Consider the following 18,375-nt stretch of genomic DNA (forward strand, 5'->3'; position numbering starts at 1 on the left):
CCGCTTCTACCATCCGGGTTTCAACTAGCGCGCGGCTTTGGCAATCTTCGGCAGCGCACTCAAGACAGTATCGCCAACGATCTTCAAGCTGCGCGGACTCAGTTTGTCAGGCGTGTCACGCGCCGTGTGCCAGTAGGCGTTTTCCGGCCCGCCGGGCCCAAAGTTGACTTCATCTGTGCCATAGGTAAAGTCAATCAGGTCAACGGCCGGAATCCCGGCCTTCAAAAATGGCAAATGATCATCGGCAATGGCATGCGTCGTTTTTGGGAAATGTGCCCCATAGCCAAGGTCATGGGCGGTTTCATGGATGATGTTCGCCAACCAGGCCGATGACTGATATTCCTTTGGAATCGCCAGATCGGCGTCGCCCACCATGTCGAGCAAAATCATGGCCTTGATGCGCTTCATCTGCCCAGTTGCTCGAAGTTGCTCGACGAAGTGCCGCGAGCCATAGGTATTGTCATCCCCTTCCCATTCAACGACGGCTTCCTCGCCGTCAAAAAACACAAACTGCACGGTCTGGGAAAAACCCCGTTCTTCAGGCGACATGGCGGCCAACACGCGGGCCAGTTCCAAAACGACCGCGGTGCTCGACCCGGCGTCATTTGCGCCGACAAATACTTCATCTTCCATGTATTTCGTGTCGTAGTGGCTGGCAATGAGCAAAACGTCTTGGCTCGCGCCGGGCAACTCCGCAATCACGTTCTCCATGCGAATCGTGGGGAACTTTTTTGATGGCGTCCTGGCAGTGAAAGGCTGCGTCGTCACCTTCAGTCCGTAGCTTTTCAACTCTCCAATCAGCCACTCGCGCAGCTTTCCCAAGGCAGCCGAACCGGCCGGGCGCGGTCCATAGGCGACTTGCTTTTCAATGTGTCGGAAAGCCCGCTCCGCATCGAATGGCGTTGAGCGTTCGCGCGCCGTGGTTGTCGCGGCCGGACGGGTTGGTTCAGCCGCCGGGACAATCGTGGGGCTCGGCGCTGACTTGCAACCGGTCGCAAGGGCGACGGCCAAGCACAGCCCAACGAGGCAACCACGTGAAGCGGGGGGTAAGCATCGCATGAGATGTGAAAAAGCCTCCAAGCAAACCGTCATTCAGCCGCATCCGCCGTGACCGGCCCAGCCACGACCCTGGTGAATGCGGATGGGTTGAGATGAACTTGGCTAACGCGCAGGATGTCTTCCACCGTGACGGACTCAATCAAAGCCGGGTAACGCTCGGCGTAATCAACGCCCAGCGCATGAATCTCGGTTTCTATCAAAAACAACGCGCGCTGGGCATTGGTTTCAAAGTTGAAGACAAAACTGCCGGTCAGATAGGCCTTGGCGGCGGCAAGCTCCTCTGGTGTGACCGGGACTTGTTGGATGCGTTCAATTTCGGCCTGGATTGCCGCCAGGGCTTTTGATTGGTGCTCCGGCGACGTGCCGATATAAGCCACAAACCGTCCCGGATCAATGCCGGCCGTGGCGGTAATGTTCGCGTAGGTCGTGTAGGCCAGCCCTAGGTCGTCCCGTAGGATGCGCGGAATCCGCGCCGTCATCCCAGGACTATCGCCCAAGATGACATCCAACACCCGTAGCGCGTAGTAGTCGGGATGAGACCGGGGAATCCCCAAGTGACCGAGCATGACGTGAATTTGTTCTTTGTCCGGGCGCACAATGCTCCGCTGCCGAGGCGTGGTTTGGCGGGTCACGGCCGGCACACTTGGCAGTTTGAAGTCAGCCGCCGGTGACCAGTCCCCCAGCGCTTCGGTCAACAGCCGTTCCATGTCGGACACGGGCAGATCGCCGACCACCGCGATGAGCAGGTTGTTGGGAACGAAAAACCGCGCATGAGCGGCACGCGCATCCTCGGCAGTAAGCATCGAGACGGTGGACTCATAACCGACAATCGGCCGTCCGGCTGGATGGCCACCATACACCAGCTCGTCAAAAGCGTCAGATGCGACAACCCGCGCATCATCGGCCCGTGACCGAAGCTGAGCCAGCCGCCGCGCCTGGCACTGCGCAAAACGCGCTTCGGGAAATTGGCTGTGGCGCAAAAGATCAGCCGCAATCGTCAAGAGATATGGAAAATCATCGCGCAGCGCCGTCAGACTCAATCCACTTCGCGCATAGCCACCAAACGTGTTGAGCCGTCCGCCGGTGGACTCAATCGCCAAAGCGATGTCCTGTGCTGTCCGGCTGATGGTGCCTTCATCCAGCAAGTCGCCCACGAGCGACGCCAGCCCAGCTTGCGCATCCGGCTCATAGCGTGAGCCGTAGGCCACAATCGCATACATGGCAACGACGGGGAGATTAGGCTGTTCAGCGCATAGCGCGACGCATCCATTTGGTAGGACGATACGATGGGCAGCTTGTGGGATGGGCATATCAGAGCAATTCGAGTTGAGCCGTTGCGTGGCCTGTTTGCTTTTTGGGGAACATCTTGATGGATACAGCGCTCATGGCTATTCTGACGGCGTGAACAGTCTCAGTCAGACACAAAAATTGCAAGCCAACCCGCTTGCCCGCCCGCGGCAGGCCCGCCCAGCGCTTGTTCACATGCGTGGTGACTACCTGGGCAGTTCTTTCCGCATCGAGCGGAGTGTCATGCGCATCGGCCGTGGTTCGGATGCTGAGTTGCGGCTTGAAAATGATGATGAAGCGTCGCGTCTCCATGCCAAAATTGAGTGTTCCGAAACCCCAACTGGTCACTTTCAGTACTGGTTGACCGACCTGCGGAGCACGAATGGCACGCAGCTCAATGGCATTCCACTGACGCCGGGTGAGCCAGTGTTGCTGCATGACGGAGACAAATTCTCGATTGGCCGGCATATTCTGAAGTTCACCTTCCTAGACGACATTGACGAAGAATTCCACCGCCGGATCACAGACCTCATCACGCATGACGACCTGACGGGACTGCTCACCCGCAAAAGCTTCATTCTGGAAATGGAGCGGGAAATGGCACGTTCGAATCGCTATGGCCACCCGTTCGGACTGCTGATGATGGATATTGACTTCTTCAAGCGAGTCAACGATACCTACGGGCACCTGATTGGCAGCCAAGTCCTGCGTGAAGTGGCCGTGGTCATCCGGCAAACGCTGCGCGATTCCGACATCGCCGGACGCTATGGCGGCGAAGAGTACATTGCGCTCCTGCCGGAAACTGACCGGGTTCGGGCGCATGAAGCCGCCGAACGCATTCGGGCCGCAATTGAGAGCGCCCCGTTCACGGCGTCGCTCCACGACCCCAATCTCAAGCTCAACTTGACCATTAGCGTAGGGATTTCGAGCTACCCGGGAGACGCCACCCAAGTCAACGACTTGATTGAGCGCGCCGATGAAGCCATGTATGAGGCGAAAAGGCGCGGCCGCAACCTGGTTCAAATCGCTGGACAATCGTCAGCCACGCGCACGACACCGCCATCGCTTCCTACGGCCGGCCGACCAATGCCTCGTTTGGAAGCCAACCCAACCGAACACCTCACCATCGAACAACCGAAACCGGCCGGAGATTCGTGATGGCGCGTACTCACTGGCGAGCTACCGCTTCTGGCTAGTTGCCGCTTTCGGTGGATACGCTAGCATCCATCGCCAGTTCAGCCGTCAGACGATTGGGGTCAAACGGATTGAGCGAAAACATGCGGTCGCCAATCTCGATGACCGGAACCTTGGCCGACCGACCTAGCCGCTCAATAATATAAGACTTGGCAGCCGGGTTGCTTTCTAGCAAGATGTCCTCAAACGCGACATTGCGTTGTTTGAGGAACTGCTTGGCTAGCATGCAATCAGTGCACCACTTGGTTGAATAGACTTTCAAAGCGACTCTCAGCAGGTAATAAACTGACGACCACTTTCAGGATGGTAGCTAACTTGCGGACGAGTGTCCAATCAGACCGACATCTTCAGCAGTGGAACCCCGTTGAACCAGCTTGCTTCACGGCCGAGCGACACAGGGACTGAACCGGTAATATCACGCGCCACCCACGTTAGCAGACAAAATTCAAAGGAACTGGTAAAACTCAACAACGTTCGACGCACCAATGCGACTGACGACAGCTCAACCCGAGTGAGGCCGAGACACCGCCACAGCGCATACCGACAATGACAGTTAACCATATTCACCGGCTCAATCTTTCAGCCACCCCCTTCCACAATCGGCGACTCTTCTGGCTCGGACTAACGGTCGCGTTTGGACTCCTCTGTGGGGTTACAGGCTGGCTGGCCCAACGCTACCGGCAACTAGCCGGAGATGAACAACGCTACGTTGATCTTCGGAACGCCTCGCGGACCATGCTTGAGCGCGAGCAAGCACAACTCAACAAGGTACAGAAACAGAGCGCCGAGACAGGGCGGCAGCCCACCCCAGAGCAGGCGCGCGCCATGCGCGAAGCACTTTACTTGCTTGAGCGGCGCCAGCTTTCCTGGTCGCGCCTCATGCTTCAGATGGAACAGCAACTCCCATCCAACATTCGCATCTTGCAGATCGCGTTTACGGACAAAGACGATGAGCGCTTGGGAGCGGGCGGCCGAGCCGACCAAGACAAGAATCAAGACAAGAATTTCGACGCGCCGTTGCCGGTGTCGCAGGACATTCCATTTACCGTGACCGTTCGCGCTCCGACGCCGGAAGCGGTTACGGATTTTATTCGCGCTTGTGATCGCCAAGGGACGTTTTACTTCAACCCTGACACGCAGTCCATTCCATCCGATACCCGGACGGCTACGGACAAAAAGGAAGTCGAATTCATGTTGCGTGGGCGTTACCGTCCGGGCAGCCCGGCGCTAACGCCAGACACCCCACCACCACTAGAGGTCAAACGATGACTTGGCTACAGCGGCACCCACTGGCTTGGCTCGGATGGCAGGGGACAGTTATCCGTCGGGGCTACTTTCGGTGGATTGAATGGGCTGGACTGTTGGCTTTCGTCTTGGGCTTGGCGGCCGTCCTCACGGGCTACCAAACGCTGGTCGCTCCCTTGAGTCAGCAACTCAACCGTATTTCACGCGAAACGAGTGACCTCCGGCGCCAGACCGAAACAGCCCGGATGGAACGACAACGCTTGGAACGAGAAGCGGGGGCCTTTACCGAGGCAATGGAGAACTGGCGTCGCTTCGAGCGGGAGCACTTGCGCGACACCCGCACCGGACAACTCGCGCTGATTGACGAAATCAATGCCCTGGCCCGCCAACATCAAGTCAAGCTGACGGATACCATCGCCTTCGCTCTCACTGATCAGTCCAAGCCGGGTTCGGGTGGGGCATCCGCGAATAACCGTACCAATCAAAGCATCCAGATGTACCCATCGTTCGATGTCAAGTTTGGGATTGCCGGCAGCTATCGCAACATTCGGCGCTTCGTTCATGGTCTTGAGCAAAGCCGCCAGTTTATCTTGCTGGAGCTTCTGAGCCTCACGCCCGAAGACAGGGAGGCCAAGCCAGGCCAGGCGTTTGACGTGACAGCCACAGGAATGCCGGCATCCACGTCGGGAGATATTGCTGTAACCTTAGCCCTGACCGCCTACTTTCGGCATGAGCGATCCGAAGCAGTCGCAGCCCTGGCAACTGCGCGGCGCTCCGCCCAGGGAACCGCAGTTCAGCCGGTGAGACAGTAGCCATGAATCAAACGCACAAAACAATCGTTGTTGGCGGACTCTTCGTTGGCTCATTGGCGCTCCTCCTTTACGTCTGGTTCAGTGATGGCACGTCATCATCCGGCGGGGTCGCGCCGCTGCGCCCCGGACTCATCCGGGCAACGGATTTAGAACAGGGCACAGCGCCAACGAAGGAAGTTATTGCCTCCCAACCGACGGTGGCGGATGGTCTGCTCGTTCGCATGGCGCGGGTGACGCTCACGCCGGCACGGCCACGCTCCGTGCCGGAAGCAACGCGCAACATTTTTGATTATCCACCCCCGCCACCACCAAAGCCTGTTCCACCACCCCCGCCACCGCCGATTACGCTCCAGTCGCTTTCGCCACAGCGTGTCTTTGCCCGGTCAACACTCAGCTATGAACTCCTCGTGCAAGGTCAGCCCCTGCCTGAAGGGGCGCGGGTCATCCTGGACGGGCAACTCGTCGCTTCTGAGCGAACCAGTGACAACCAGCTACGTGTGCGCCTGACGCCCGACCTGACGGCAAACGCCCGCAATGCGACGGTGCGGGTCATTGTTCCTGGGCAAGCTACAAAGTGGTACTCCAACGACCTGACATTGATGGTTGAAGCTCCCCCCAATCCAAATGACCAGTATCGGTACATTGGTCTCGTCACGGATGCCGGAGGGCAAAATCCACGGGCCATCCTGGCAACTGACACCGAGTATCAAACCGTTCGCCCAAGTGAGCCGATTGGACGCTTTCGGGTCAAGACCATCACCCGCGACCAAGTCGTGCTGGAAGATACGCAACTACCGGGCGTCAGCCACACAATGCCGCTCTCCAGCGGCCCGCCGCTGGCAGGCGGGGTGCCACCGGTCAGCGGCTACCCGCAACCTCCTCAGCCCGTCTATCAAGCGCCACAGGGCTATCAGCTCCAACCTCAGTACAACCCCGGCCAACCTGTTACCAGCGATCCCAACCTGACGGTCAAACCCCAGGAAGGCAACGTCGGCATGCCGGTCATTGTTGGCGAGCCCGGTGTCCTCAAGCCGGTGGACGGTCAAGGGCGCCCCCAGCGACCTTTCAATCGCCAGCGTCCGCCCAACCAATAACCTTCACTTGCTTCACACCTGCTTTAGAACACTCGCTAGCGATGCGTATTTCCGGCTATAGCCGCCTGCGGACGACCACGGCGCGTTTGATTGGTTGGCGTCGGCGACGCCGTCGCCCTGAGCGCGGCTACCTGCTGCTCTTTTTCATATTTGCGTTGGCGGCAATGATGATTGTGCTCACCCTGACGGCCGACACGAGAGAAGCCGAGCGACAACGGGAACGCGAAGCCGAGTTTATCGCGCGCGGCTGTGCCGTCGCCCGCGCGATTGCCCGTTACAACAACGCCGGACGCATTGCTCCACTCAATCCTGGGACGCCATTTCCGCTCAAGCTCAGAGACCTGACCAAAGAAGTGAACATCAACGGGCTGCGGATGCGATTGCTCCGCCCCTCGGCCATCAACGACCCCTTTACCGGCCGCGAGTGGCGAGTCGTACGGATTGGCGATCCGCTGGTAAGGCGCTATCTGGAGCGCTGGTCAGCCTTCACCGGACAGCCCGTGCCAGCCAACTACGTGGCGCTCACCGCCAGCGTGCTGAACCAGGGCGGCTTTGGGGGGAACTTCGATCCACTGGGCGGCGCATCTGAACCCGGCGAGGATGACGACGACGATGGATTTGCCTCACCGCGGCCGATTGTCGGCGTGGTGGGCCGGCTGCCCAAGCCGGCCTTTACAGCGCTGTTTGGCGAAGACGTTACCTACGACGAATGGCTTTTCATGTATGGACCCATCGTGACTCGCCCGGATGGCATCGTCATTGGCGGCACACCCTGCGAGCGGCCAATCTTACCGCCACCGTAAACTTGCAGCCAATGACTGGACGCTCCCCAGCCCAACGTGTGATAGTTAGATAGGCTCAGTCCGCACATCATCTGGCGAAGCCTCTCCCGGTGCGCTAACGACTTGGTCTGATACCAATCCGGTCCTGATCTCTGTATGAAAGAGTGTCCCAAGTGCAAACACTGCTTTGAGGATGAACTCCTGACTTGCCCGCACGATGGGGCGGCGCTGGCTCAGTCCTTTCGTGGGAGCGTTCTTCTCGACAATAAATACCGACTCGAAAAGTGCCTGGGGCGGGGTGGCATGGGCGCGGTCTATCGCGCCAAGCACATCCATTTAGGGCGGACCGTGGCCATCAAAACCTTGCTTCAGGAATATGCGGCCTCGGATGCCACCGCAATTAATCGCTTTCAACGTGAAGCCCGCGCCGCCAGTGCGGTTGAGCACCCTAATGTGGTTCGGGCGCTGGATTTTGGCCTCACGGCCGAGGGAACGCGGTACATCGTTATGGAATATGTCGAAGGGCGACCGCTCAACGACATCATTTTCCGCGAAGCACCCATGGCCCCGTCGCGGGTGCTCAAGATTTTCAAGCAAGCCATTGCCGGTATCGCCGCCGCTCATGACCTGAAGCTTGTCCACCGCGACCTAAAACCCGCCAACATCATGGTTTATGAACCAGTGAAGAGTGGCAACCTGGAGGACATGGGGCTCATCCTCACCGAAGCCGACGCCCAGCCTACTGAAGAACCCGAAATGACCGTCAAGGTGCTTGACTTCGGGTTGGCAAAAATCCTCAACGATGAAATTCTCGGCGATGACCATGCTGACCTGAAAACCGGCATCATGGGAACGCCCTTTTACATGTCACCGGAACAATGTTCGTCCAAGCCGGTGGATGCGCGTTCAGACATTTACAGTCTGGGCGTCATTCTTTACCAAATGCTCACCAAGGACGTTCCCTTTCGGGGTGACTCCTTCGCGGCGATTGTCTCTGGCCACTTGACTCAGTCGCCACCAAGCATTCGAGCGCGGAACCCCGATGTGTCGCCAGAGCTTGAGGCGGTCATCTTGCGCGCGCTGGCCAAAAATCCGGCGAACCGCCACGCCAGTGCCCGCGAGTTGCTGGCCGAACTCGAAGCGGCCATTGCGCCCAAGCCATCGGCAAATACGGCGGCCCTGCTGCAAACCATACCGACCCTGTTCATCACCAGTGTCCCCGGCAACTGTAGCGTTGAGGTGGACGGTGACTTTCGAGGCAAGACCAACGCCAACGGCAAGCTCGAACTGCGGCTGCCGCCGGGGGAATATCGCATCCGGTTCACGTCCCCTGGCTGGAACGACCAGGCGCGGACGGTTGTGATGAGCCAGAGCGACCAAACGCTGGAGATTAAGCTGACCCACAAGACAACCGTCATGGCAACAGTGCCGGTGGGCCCTCCATCGCTCCCATCCCGGCCGGCTCCTGGCAGCTTTGCTCCCGCGACGCAGACGCTGTCACCCAGCACTGGGGGACTACGGCCGCCAGGTGAAAGAGCACTGGCGCCAACCAGCACTTCTTCACTAAGTGCATTGCCAAACGCCCCCCTGTCAGGCGCGGTCATCAGCACAAGTCTCAACCTGACAATTGACAGTCTGCTCGCCATCCTCGGCATCATCGCCGGCCTTGCCGCCTTCACGGTATTTCCATCCGATCCACTCTCGCTGCGCTGGGAGAAAACGCTGATGTCGGGGATCAGTTGGTGGGTTGCCGCAGCCGGGGTCCTCGCCACGCTGGCCGTGCCGGTCTGTCTTCTCTTGGCGGATTATGCCTATCCCTATCGGCCAGTCCCGCTGCTTGTCACCATCTTCAACATTGCCCGCGCTGGTTTTCTGGTCGTGTTGGTAGGCGGCACGGTGATTGCGGCCCTGGGGGCGCTGCTCAATCACTGGGAGCTACCTTCCTTTGCCTGGTTTGCCATCCGTGGGGCAGCGATTATTGCCTTCGCTGGGTTGTACCGCCGCCTGGCTGCCCGCCGGCGGGCAGTGATCGTCTGAGAAGTGTCTGGCTGAGACCGTTACTTTTTGTGACAGTCCTTGCCTGAGCTTCGTGGCGTGCCAGTCCGTCACCAAGTCGCTTTCATCGCATAAGGTCTTTACTGACACCATGTTACCGATAGCCAACGCAAAGCCGAGGGCTGTGGCATAGGATTTGTCTATTCTTTGGGCAGAAACTATCCAAGCGCGAGGTCAGGTATGCAACGCACAGGGCATCGGCTCTACCGTCAGGAACGTGGTTACTCACTTATCGAGATCATCGTTGTCGCCGCACTGATTGGTATCCTGGCAGCAATCTCGGGGATTTTTGTCATTTCCTACCGAAAGTCGGTAGCGGCTGATTCAGCCGGGAGCGATTTGGCCGCGGCCATTCGCGAAACCCGCGCGACGGCCATGGGACAGCGCAATACCTATCAAATGATCTTGTTCCGCCGACCGACCGAGAACTCCGATGGCTATGTCGTCATCCGCTACACGAACAATGCGCTCAACGTCACGACGGATACGGGTTACACCACCACGGCGACCCTGATCAGCCGCAATAGCTTGCCCACAGATTATCGGTTTCAACGCTTCACAGAAAGTGGAGCGGGGGTCATTACGCCCCCGCCAACCATCTTAAGTCTGCCGGAGCTTCCCTTCACAACGAACACATTCACATTCCTCACCGAGCGCGGCGTGGACCTTGGTATGAGCGGGCCGAGTGCCATCCTAACCTTCAAAAGCGATGGCTCGATCATCAACACCCCGCCCAACGCTGACCCAACCTCGAATTTGAACAATGTCCCCTTCAATGGTGTCATTTTCCTGAGCAGTGATATTGGCGACCCAGCCACGCGGAGTCGGCAGGCGCGCGCGCTGACTATCCTTGGACTGACCGGACGGGTAACCATGTGGAAAAACGCGGGTGGAAACGCCCCCGGCACGGGTATCTGGGTCAGCGGTAGCCGCCAAGCCAGCGAGTGACTGATGGTGGCACGCACTTCCACTGCCCAGTCATTCCTGACCAACAGCAGTCCAACCCAAATCTGATTTTTTGGAGGCTTGCCTCTATGCCATCGTCCACACGTTTTTCATTGCCTATCGCCCGGCTCCCCCGCCGTCCAGATTTGGGGTTCTCACTGGTTGAACTCCTGGTTGTCGCTGGCATCCTAACAATTGCCATGGCGGCCGTGATGGGAACGTTATCGCTGGCGCTCCAGACGAGTCGTAATAACTCCTCGCTGGTCGAGGCAAATAACAATGTCCGGGCCGCGCTCAATTTCATTAAAAATGATTTGGACAATGTTGGAGAGTTGCCGCTGACCAGCGTTTTCTCTACCGGAACGGCGAACCCAAAGTTAGGCGCACCAGCGGTCTACGTGCGCAGTGGCTTTTTGCAAGCGCGTGGCTTTCCGGTTGGCGTCGGCAGCACTGCGCCCAATCGCATTGGGGGAGTTGTGCCACTATTGGAAAGTGGCACCATTAGCACAACCTGCGACATTATCTCCCCAATCCAGGCCTGGACTAGGGTGGCTGGTGGAGCAACCGCCGTGGGGTCTTTTACGGCACCCAATATTGTTGCCAACCAAGGCTACGCTGCGGTGGATGGCACTTCAGCCGCAACCCGCTATCCGAATCTGCGCGTTTATCCAGGAGCCTGTGACCGAACAGAAGTCGCCACGGCCTACGGCAACGGGAGTCACCAACTCATCACCTTGCAGGTCAATCCTGTGCCGGTTGCCCTGCGCGTCAGAGTGCCAGACCCGGCTAACCCAGGTGGCGAGATTATTCAGCGCCAAATTTTCCCGGTTGAAGCAACATTCTCGGCGCGGGCGCAAGTGAGTGGTTCCAGCCTTGTCTTGCAGCCAGAAATCTACCCCGGCCCTGAAACCTATGGGGGAACGATTCCGCCGGGAACGCCAATCAATCTCAACCCGCGACGGGTCGCTCCAAACGTTGTTCTGAACGCAAACCCATTCGTCAATCCAGCCGACATTCTGCTTGGACGGCGGCTACGCCCCTACGTGGATACGCTGTTGTTGACCTACCAGTACACGCCACCGGGTTCACCGCCGCCGCCACCCACCCTGCTTTCGGTGCTCGGCTTGGTCACTGGCATTGACGGCAACAACATTGTTTTGCAAGGCAATGATTTGGCCGGCATCAACCCCGCCAACTGGGGGGATATCATCCAGAATAATGTGCCCGTCACCATTACGCGCATGCGCCTGTCGCACTATTTCGTCGGGTGGAACGGTGGCGACGCCCCGCCCATTCTGTTCTATCGGGAGGGAGGATTGCTGGCCCCGCTTGCCTTCGATGTTGAAAATTTTCGCATGTCTTTTGACTTGGTTGACGAGGGAGCCGTCACTGCGGCGGGCGTGCCCATCCAGGGAATTATGTTCAATACCGATCAAACAACCCCAGCCCCACCAGCCACCAGTTTAGGCGTGCCGGTTTCCTTTCCGCCAGGCGCGGGTCCATCGCCCGACCCCAACCCACCCCGCTCGCCGCTCACCACTAAAACTCAAGTGCGAATGGTTCGGCTGACGGTGTATGGACGCACCAATGAGCGCGAACGAGCGCTCATCAATGCTGACGCGCCCATTCCCGATGCTTTCAATCGCGGTTATTTCCACGTATCGGAGCGCACTACGGTTGGGTTACGTAACCTCGCGCCCCAGTAGTGAACTTCCACACCCAGTACATGACTGTCAAACGAACCCACACACCTGACATCCCTTGACCATGCAAGACTCTCTTGAAGGATGACATTGCCATGACACCACGATTTGCCAACTTGCTACGTCGCCAAGCTCGCCGCCGGGAGCGTGGGGTGGCGCTTGCTATCGCGCTCGTCCTGTTGGGCGTGCTGCTGGTCTTTACTTCCGTTTCCGCTACGCTCATAACGACCGAGGCGCGCCAGACGGCAGCGGAATACCAAAAGACTCGCACCTTCAACGCCGCGATTGCTTACTTGGAAACCATCACGGCCAATGTCAATCGCATCCTTTCACGCTCGCCAAACATCACGGCTGAAGACTTGGGACCGACCGGTATAGCGAGCAATAAGCCGCCTTTCGTTTTTGAAGACGGGCAGCCACTTTACACCTTCACGGCTGACACCCCCTTCGTTCCGCCTGGTGCATCCTCCCAAACGACGGTGACGGTCAATGACGCCCCCTTCAATGGCATGACGGCGCTCCGTCGCCAGTTTGTCCTGGGAGCGGCCGCCAAGGCAAACAATGCCAATGAGGAGGCACGCCTGATTCGGCAGGTCAACTTCTATCAGATACCGGCCTTCCAATTTGCCGTCTTTGGCTTTGATTGCTTGCAAGTTTCGCCTGGTCCACAGTTTTACTTGGGGGGGCGAACCCACGTGAACCGGCATTTATACCTTGGGGCTGGCAATCGTGCCTGGTTCTTCGGTCCGGTTACGGTAGCTGGCGAAGTCCTCCGCCGGATTACGCCGAGCAACAAACTCCGCGCCGACAACTCCCGCGTCCTCAATCCAAACCTCTCTGCCAGCGGGCCAGACCCGACCGCGCTGGCGGACAGTGTGACGCTCCCCATCATCTCCAGTCTTCCACCCGACAAAGGACCCCGTGGATACTCAAATGACCCAACGGTGTACCGTGTCGCGCCGGTCAACTGGCTCATCAATGACATCAACCTACCGGTTGGTGTTGGGAGTGGAACCCCGACTGCGCCGGGCCCCAACAACGGCGGCATCGGCACGCCCTGGGGGGTCACCGGCGGTCAGTCGCCCGGCAAGCAACGCATCGTGCCACTGCTCCTGCCAACCCAAACGAATGGTTTCAATGCCATTGAAATTCTGCGGCGGGCAAACCCGAATGAGAACCTCGAAGTTCTGCAAAATTCGCGCTTCGTCAACGGTCAGGTTTCAGCCCGCGCCAGCACCATCCGCATTTTATTGGATGATGACCTCGAGCACTTTCCGCCGGCGGCCCCCGGTGGAACCCGGGCCTATGATCTGGAAGCCCTCAGCAATCCAAACACGACACTGTTTCAGCAGTTTTGGATTGGGAACAACCCTAATGTCGTCGAATTCAATCCACTGACCGGGAATGACCACCCAGACCAGCCGGCGACCGTCCTTCCGGCCGGGAGCGGCGGACCGCCGCAAAAGTTTGACCAAAACGACCTGCTCGTGACCGCCCCCTCTGCTCAACGCCGGGTCTTGCCGCCGCAAACCAACTTAGTCAATCAACAGGCGTATTTTCAGTCCACAGCCAACAACGCTGACGATCCGATAAACCGCAAGCGCACCTACATCAAGATCGAGTTGCTGGTCAATAATAACCCCGCCGGGGCCTCAAATGTGTTTCCGGCGCGCTATGACATTACGCCGCATATTCTCAATCTTGGTATTACCTCTGGACCCATCCCGGTGCTGCGTGACCTACCGGCAGCTAACTTGGCGGGCGGACAGCCGGAACCGGAAACGACCTATGCGGCGGTTTACGCGCTCAACGATGGAGGGAGCATCACCCGTCTCCAAGATCAAAATGCCGCCAACCTTCCGCGCAACTTCCTTCCATTTTTGACGGAAAGCGCAACCGGCAGCTTCATCGGGCGTTTTGCGCAAGCCTTTGGGGCTCCCCCCACCGTCGCCATTAGCAGCCCGACTGGCTTGGTTAATCAGCGTGTTACCTACTGGTATGAACCCAACACCATCTTGACGCTTCAGCGGACGATGCTGCCCTTCACGCCGCAGACCAACGTCAACATGGCGAATGCCGACCCGCCACAGGTTGATGATCGCGGGCGTCCGGTGATTACAACTGAAACAGCGTCGCTGCGCGGACGACTGGATAACAATGGCGACCCAGTTGTGAACGGCTATCCGGCGCGCTTCAAGAGCCTGTTGGCCAAGCCGTACTTCCGCTTCACCGATGACTTTGACAACAATAGCTACATCAAGGGTTCCTATGACATCGGTCCCGACGGCACCCGCAACACGGCGGATGACATGTTTCTGATGCCGAACCCGATGAAAAGTGAACTCCCCCGGGAAGAAATCTTCAACGGTGAAAACAGCAATGGTGACAAGCGGCAAGAACGCTTTATCCGGCGGGTGCGCGTTCAAGCGGCTCGCTTGCAGCAACTGACTGCTGGTTTGGCTCCAGTTGCAGTGACCAGCGGAACGACGCTCACGCCGCGCCGGTTTCTCGTGCCCGATCTCACGACACCCGGTCATGACCCGGTCTATGACAGCGGTATTGTGAACGGCGTGCGTTACCAGACGAGCTTCAACCAAATCATGCGCTCGCCGAACTTCTGGACGAATGATCCAGGCAGTCTAGCCCGCGTGCTCCGGGTTGAAAGGCAACTGGTGCGCCTACTGCGTCACTTCGTGTTCCGTCCTGGCATCCCTGGCTTCTATGCCATGCGGCACGATGACGTCAGCATCACCGGCGGCCCGGTTGCGCCGGGCGCGGGTGCCAACAGCTTGGGCGACAGCTTGCTGGACAACGACCTAGGTTACTTCAACCAGGGACCGGCAACGCTAACGGGTTCCAACTACGTCGTCGGACCGTACACGAGAATGCTCAACACCAACCTCAACACCACGGCTGGCGATGCGCCAGTGGCTGGTGCGCCGCCAACCGGGTATCCTGGTACCGGTCCGACTGGAACGATTGACCTTCAGGACATGACGCCCTTTGCCAACGTCGCCGACCAGCAACTCTTGGCCAAATGTCTGTTCAACCCGACCGGACTGACGCCGGCAGAACAGGTTCGGCTGTTTCCACATTTGCTGCGCACCGCGCCACAGTTCACGGTCAACTTTCTCCAAACGCTGCGTGGGGCGGAGCTGGGCACGCCGGGTCGCTCAACCGATCCATCACTTGGTAACATCACGGGGATTGGCGATTTTGCCACGGCTCAAATCTTGGGCACACCGGAAATGGCCCGTGAGAACCTGACCTTCGACTGGAACGGCGATGGCATCATCGAGCCTCCGCACTACCCCTTTGAAAATCAGCGGGTTGATCTCCACGGAGGGCGCCGCATACCTGACACTGAGGGCGGCCAGTGGTTCCCCGGCGATGGCGACACCGACGACGGTGGAGAGCAAATGTCCGCGCTCCCACGCTCCGTCGGCAGTACAAGCCAAGGCACCAACGGACAGGGAGTGATCCGGATGGGCTACTCCCCGGAAAGCAATGTCAATGCTTTGCTTCCATCTACCCTCCGGGTGTTGCATACACCGCCGCCCGACAATGAGCTGAACCGCATTACCCGACGCACGACTTCCATACCGATTGAAATCATCTTCTGGGAAGCCGCGTACAACGACGGCGACCCAAACTTCCAGCCGCTCACCGATCCGGCTGTCGTGGCCAACCCACTCCTTTTCAGCGACTCGGTTCTCAATCAGGCTGATCCTGGCCAAACATCCCTCATTTTCCCAGCGTCAGCCGGGTTCACCGAAGCCGGTGACTTCCGGAGCTGCTTCCGGATCAAGGTTCCGTTCAATACGTTTCTCGGCAAGGCCAGCGCCAGTGTCAATGTGCCCGGCCTTGGAACGGTGACCGTCGGCTACAACGTCCGCGAGGCCGTGGCCATCATCTTCCAGCACCCGTTGGCTTCACGGGTGTATCCGGGCGCGGTCGGCATCGAGCCGACTGGGATTGGTCCAACCACTCCGCCCCTGGATACGGGCGCGGCAACCAACCCGTTAACGCTGATTGGACCCCCAGCCGGGACGAAAAACCTCAATCTTGAAACCCAAGTTGGGCGGCGGCTTGGACTGAGTGATGCCCACTATGCTTTTCCGGGCCACGCCTACATCGCCTTCCAACCCAATGAGACCAACCCGCTCCTGCCACCTGGTCCAGGTGCGTCCCTCATTCCACGAATACGCATCGAGATGGATCGCGCCTTCCCCATCAATGTCTATGACCAGCGGGAAGGGCGACACGTCAACCGCCGCTACGGACTCCAGGGGATTGCAACCGCATCGGACTACTACGATGGCAGCATTGGTGGCGCTCCCAATCGGGTGGTGGCGAATGTCTGGCCCCTCTGGCCTGGCAACGGCGTCGGAGACAACCAGCTCGCCGACAACCAGCGCATCTTGGCTAACATGGCTTACAAGCTTCCCATGCCAAGCCCGCTCGCTTATGAGCGCCGGGGTCTGATGAATTTGACCGATCTCAACATAGGGAATCTCAAGCGCCTCTTCCGCGGCGACTTTGACGCCTACCTTGCCACCGTCGAAGCGGCTACCTCCGCCTTGACAGCTAACCCGAGTGGGGGCTTTACCTCCGGACGTCCCGTTCAATCGGGGGCCTCCGGTTCACGGATTGATGTCTCCGACAACGGGTTCGTCGTTTATTTCTCTGACCGACGCGGCGACTTCAACAATGATGGCATTTACGATTTCAATGATGTCTATGGTGAGAACAACGTTCTCAACGCCCTGGACGACAGTTTTGAAACCGACCCCGACACGGTGTTTGACCCACAGCAGGGCATTACCGTCTCGTATGCCAACGTTGCCAACGCTCCTGGTCCAAAACCTGGTGATAGACGCCTCCGGCGGGATGTCGCCTGTGAAACGCAACCAGTTACAACGCCGACCCTGAGCAATCCGGCGCGCTGTGGCGAGGCGCCGCATGGCGCCGTGCCGGTCAACGATGGCTATGAGTATTTCGGAGCATCGGCCAATCCCAACGCACCAACCGCCGGCAACGGGCATGGCGTGGTCGCCCAGTCCACACGCTATACCTACACACCCAACCCGGACGGCACACGCACCATTTCTGGCACCTTCACCGGCGTCGTGTATCCATCGAATGTTTTCCCGACAGCACTCACGGCTGATACCAACGGCGGTGCCGGCATGCGCACGTGGCGGGTTGTGGATTCGGCCAAGACCGGACGTATCCGGGCATTCCGCCGGGCGCTCAGAATCACGAACGCGATGGACATTCCCCGCTACTTTGTGGATCGCCCAACCGGCAGCGGGCGGGGCTTCACCGGACTGACGGTCGTGACAGAAAATCCGTCATATCTCTACGGCAACATCAATGCCATTGGCGTAACGGAAAACATTCAAGGGGCCGACACGTCACTCAATAGCCGAATTCCGAGGGGCGGGCCAACCCCATCCGAGAACTATGCGCAAACTGGCAACGCCAATGTCCCGACACCCCCGCCATCGGACTGGTGCAGCAATCCGCTTGAACCTAACGATCCACTCCTGCATGGCTCGATGGGTATCTACGCTGATGCTGTCTCGATTCACTCCAACGGCTGGTCAGATGGGCGGATGTTTATCACCGGCTTAAACTACCTTTACCGCCCACAGAACAATGCACTTGATCGAATTGCGGTGCGTACGACTATCAAGGCGGCTTGGCTAACGGGCGCGCCACGTACCGGAGCGGGCAACAATAACCTTACTGGGCAGGTTCAGGATAGTAACAACGACGCACCAGACCCTGAGAGCAGTATGAATTTCGACAACAATACCGACGGGGGTCTGCATAACTTCCCACGGTTTGCCGAAGACTTCGGTGGCACCGAGCACAGCCGCAACTTCAACTACAACGGGTCGTTCATCTTCCAGTTCTTCAGCCACCAGGGGAATGGACCGTTCCTCATCGGGGGCGACGGCAACTACACGCCGCCTAACCCACGTAACTGGAACTTCGACACGGCGTTTCTCGTGCCAACTGGCGTACCGGCCGGAACACCCTTCTTCTTCTTCTACAAGAATGGCAGTTACCGGCAGGTCTTCCTTGAAAACAATCCGAACTGAAACGCCTGTAGCCAGCTAGGATTGGGGCGGAGTCGCTTGGCAGCGGCTCCGCCTTTTTTGCCCAAACAACGCAATGCCCTGAGCAGGTT

12 protein-coding genes are annotated in these 18,375 nt (G+C 58.6%); 9 read left to right on the top strand and 3 right to left on the bottom strand.

Annotated elements, in window-relative coordinates:
• Positions 1-24 precede the first annotated feature (24 nt).
• Both J8C06_RS07710 and J8C06_RS07715 read right to left on the bottom strand, forming a co-directional pair.
• The gene (locus J8C06_RS07710) at positions 25-1,059 is read right to left on the bottom strand and encodes a M28 family peptidase (RefSeq protein ID WP_211428135.1); all 1,035 of its coding nucleotides are present in this window, start codon (positions 1,057-1,059) and stop codon (positions 25-27) included.
• Between the two features lie 29 nt (positions 1,060-1,088).
• Positions 1,089-2,369: a M16 family metallopeptidase gene (locus J8C06_RS07715; protein WP_211428136.1), complete on the bottom strand. Its 1,281-nt coding sequence runs from the start codon at positions 2,367-2,369 to the stop codon at positions 1,089-1,091.
• A 172-nt stretch (positions 2,370-2,541) separates the two neighbouring features.
• On the opposite strand from J8C06_RS07715, the gene J8C06_RS07720 reads away from it, so the two are divergent.
• Entirely contained in the window at positions 2,542-3,504 is a 963-nt protein-coding gene (locus J8C06_RS07720; protein WP_211428137.1) for a GGDEF domain-containing protein, read from the top strand.
• Positions 3,505-3,538: 34 nt separating this feature from the next.
• On the opposite strand, the gene J8C06_RS07725 is transcribed toward J8C06_RS07720, so the two are convergent.
• Entirely contained in the window at positions 3,539-3,802 is a 264-nt protein-coding gene (locus J8C06_RS07725) for a glutaredoxin family protein (protein WP_281423816.1), read from the bottom strand.
• Positions 3,803-4,086: 284 nt separating this feature from the next.
• On the opposite strand from J8C06_RS07725, the gene J8C06_RS07730 reads away from it, so the two are divergent.
• The 8 genes from J8C06_RS07730 (at position 4,087) to J8C06_RS07765 (ending at position 18,286) form a co-directional block, all read left to right on the top strand.
• Positions 4,087-4,809 carry a hypothetical protein gene (locus J8C06_RS07730; protein WP_211428139.1) on the top strand — a complete coding sequence of 241 codons (723 nt, stop codon included), beginning with the start codon at positions 4,087-4,089 and terminating at the stop codon, positions 4,807-4,809.
• Positions 4,806-5,597, top strand: coding sequence for a hypothetical protein (locus J8C06_RS07735; protein ID WP_211428140.1), 792 nt, complete (start codon positions 4,806-4,808; stop codon positions 5,595-5,597). Before J8C06_RS07730 ends, J8C06_RS07735 begins: the two co-directional genes overlap by 4 nt.
• A 2-nt stretch (positions 5,598-5,599) precedes the next feature.
• Positions 5,600-6,691: a hypothetical protein gene (locus J8C06_RS07740; protein ID WP_211428141.1), complete on the top strand. Its 1,092-nt coding sequence runs from the start codon at positions 5,600-5,602 to the stop codon at positions 6,689-6,691.
• A gap of 41 nt (positions 6,692-6,732) precedes the next feature.
• Positions 6,733-7,494: a hypothetical protein gene (locus J8C06_RS07745; RefSeq protein WP_211428142.1), complete on the top strand. Its 762-nt coding sequence runs from the start codon at positions 6,733-6,735 to the stop codon at positions 7,492-7,494.
• A gap of 135 nt (positions 7,495-7,629) precedes the next feature.
• A complete protein-coding gene (locus J8C06_RS07750) occupies positions 7,630-9,510 on the top strand; it encodes a serine/threonine-protein kinase (RefSeq protein ID WP_211428143.1) in 1,881 nt (626 codons plus the stop codon).
• 198 nt (positions 9,511-9,708) lie between these two features.
• Positions 9,709-10,476, top strand: a complete 768-nt coding sequence (locus J8C06_RS07755) for a pilus assembly FimT family protein (RefSeq protein WP_211428144.1) — start codon at positions 9,709-9,711, stop codon at positions 10,474-10,476.
• 86 nt (positions 10,477-10,562) lie between these two features.
• Entirely contained in the window at positions 10,563-12,179 is a 1,617-nt protein-coding gene (locus J8C06_RS07760; RefSeq protein WP_211428145.1) for a PilW family protein, read from the top strand.
• A gap of 92 nt (positions 12,180-12,271) precedes the next feature.
• The gene (locus J8C06_RS07765) at positions 12,272-18,286 is read left to right on the top strand and encodes a hypothetical protein (RefSeq protein ID WP_211428146.1); all 6,015 of its coding nucleotides are present in this window, start codon (positions 12,272-12,274) and stop codon (positions 18,284-18,286) included.
• Positions 18,287-18,375 lie beyond the last annotated feature (89 nt).

Origin of the sequence: Chloracidobacterium validum (assembly GCF_018304825.1) — a bacterium.
GTDB classification, from domain to species: Bacteria; Acidobacteriota; Blastocatellia; order Chloracidobacteriales; family Chloracidobacteriaceae; genus Chloracidobacterium; species Chloracidobacterium validum.

What these genes read in the sequence shown, in the direction of transcription:
- J8C06_RS07715 (WP_211428136.1), bottom strand. Translation starts at nt 2,369, where the DNA reads ATGCCCATCCCACAAGCTGCCCATCGTATCGTCCTACCAAATGGATGC.
- J8C06_RS07740 (WP_211428141.1), top strand. Translation starts at nt 5,600, where the DNA reads ATGAATCAAACGCACAAAACAATCGTTGTTGGCGGACTCTTCGTTGGC.
- J8C06_RS07720 (WP_211428137.1), top strand. Translation starts at nt 2,542, where the DNA reads ATGCGTGGTGACTACCTGGGCAGTTCTTTCCGCATCGAGCGGAGTGTC.
- J8C06_RS07730 (WP_211428139.1), top strand. Translation starts at nt 4,087, where the DNA reads ATGACAGTTAACCATATTCACCGGCTCAATCTTTCAGCCACCCCCTTC.
- J8C06_RS07735 (WP_211428140.1), top strand. Translation starts at nt 4,806, where the DNA reads ATGACTTGGCTACAGCGGCACCCACTGGCTTGGCTCGGATGGCAGGGG.
- J8C06_RS07755 (WP_211428144.1), top strand. Translation starts at nt 9,709, where the DNA reads ATGCAACGCACAGGGCATCGGCTCTACCGTCAGGAACGTGGTTACTCA.
- J8C06_RS07745 (WP_211428142.1), top strand. Translation starts at nt 6,733, where the DNA reads ATGCGTATTTCCGGCTATAGCCGCCTGCGGACGACCACGGCGCGTTTG.
- J8C06_RS07750 (WP_211428143.1), top strand. Translation starts at nt 7,630, where the DNA reads ATGAAAGAGTGTCCCAAGTGCAAACACTGCTTTGAGGATGAACTCCTG.
- J8C06_RS07765 (WP_211428146.1), top strand. Translation starts at nt 12,272, where the DNA reads ATGACACCACGATTTGCCAACTTGCTACGTCGCCAAGCTCGCCGCCGG.
- J8C06_RS07760 (WP_211428145.1), top strand. Translation starts at nt 10,563, where the DNA reads ATGCCATCGTCCACACGTTTTTCATTGCCTATCGCCCGGCTCCCCCGC.
- J8C06_RS07710 (WP_211428135.1), bottom strand. Translation starts at nt 1,059, where the DNA reads ATGCGATGCTTACCCCCCGCTTCACGTGGTTGCCTCGTTGGGCTGTGC.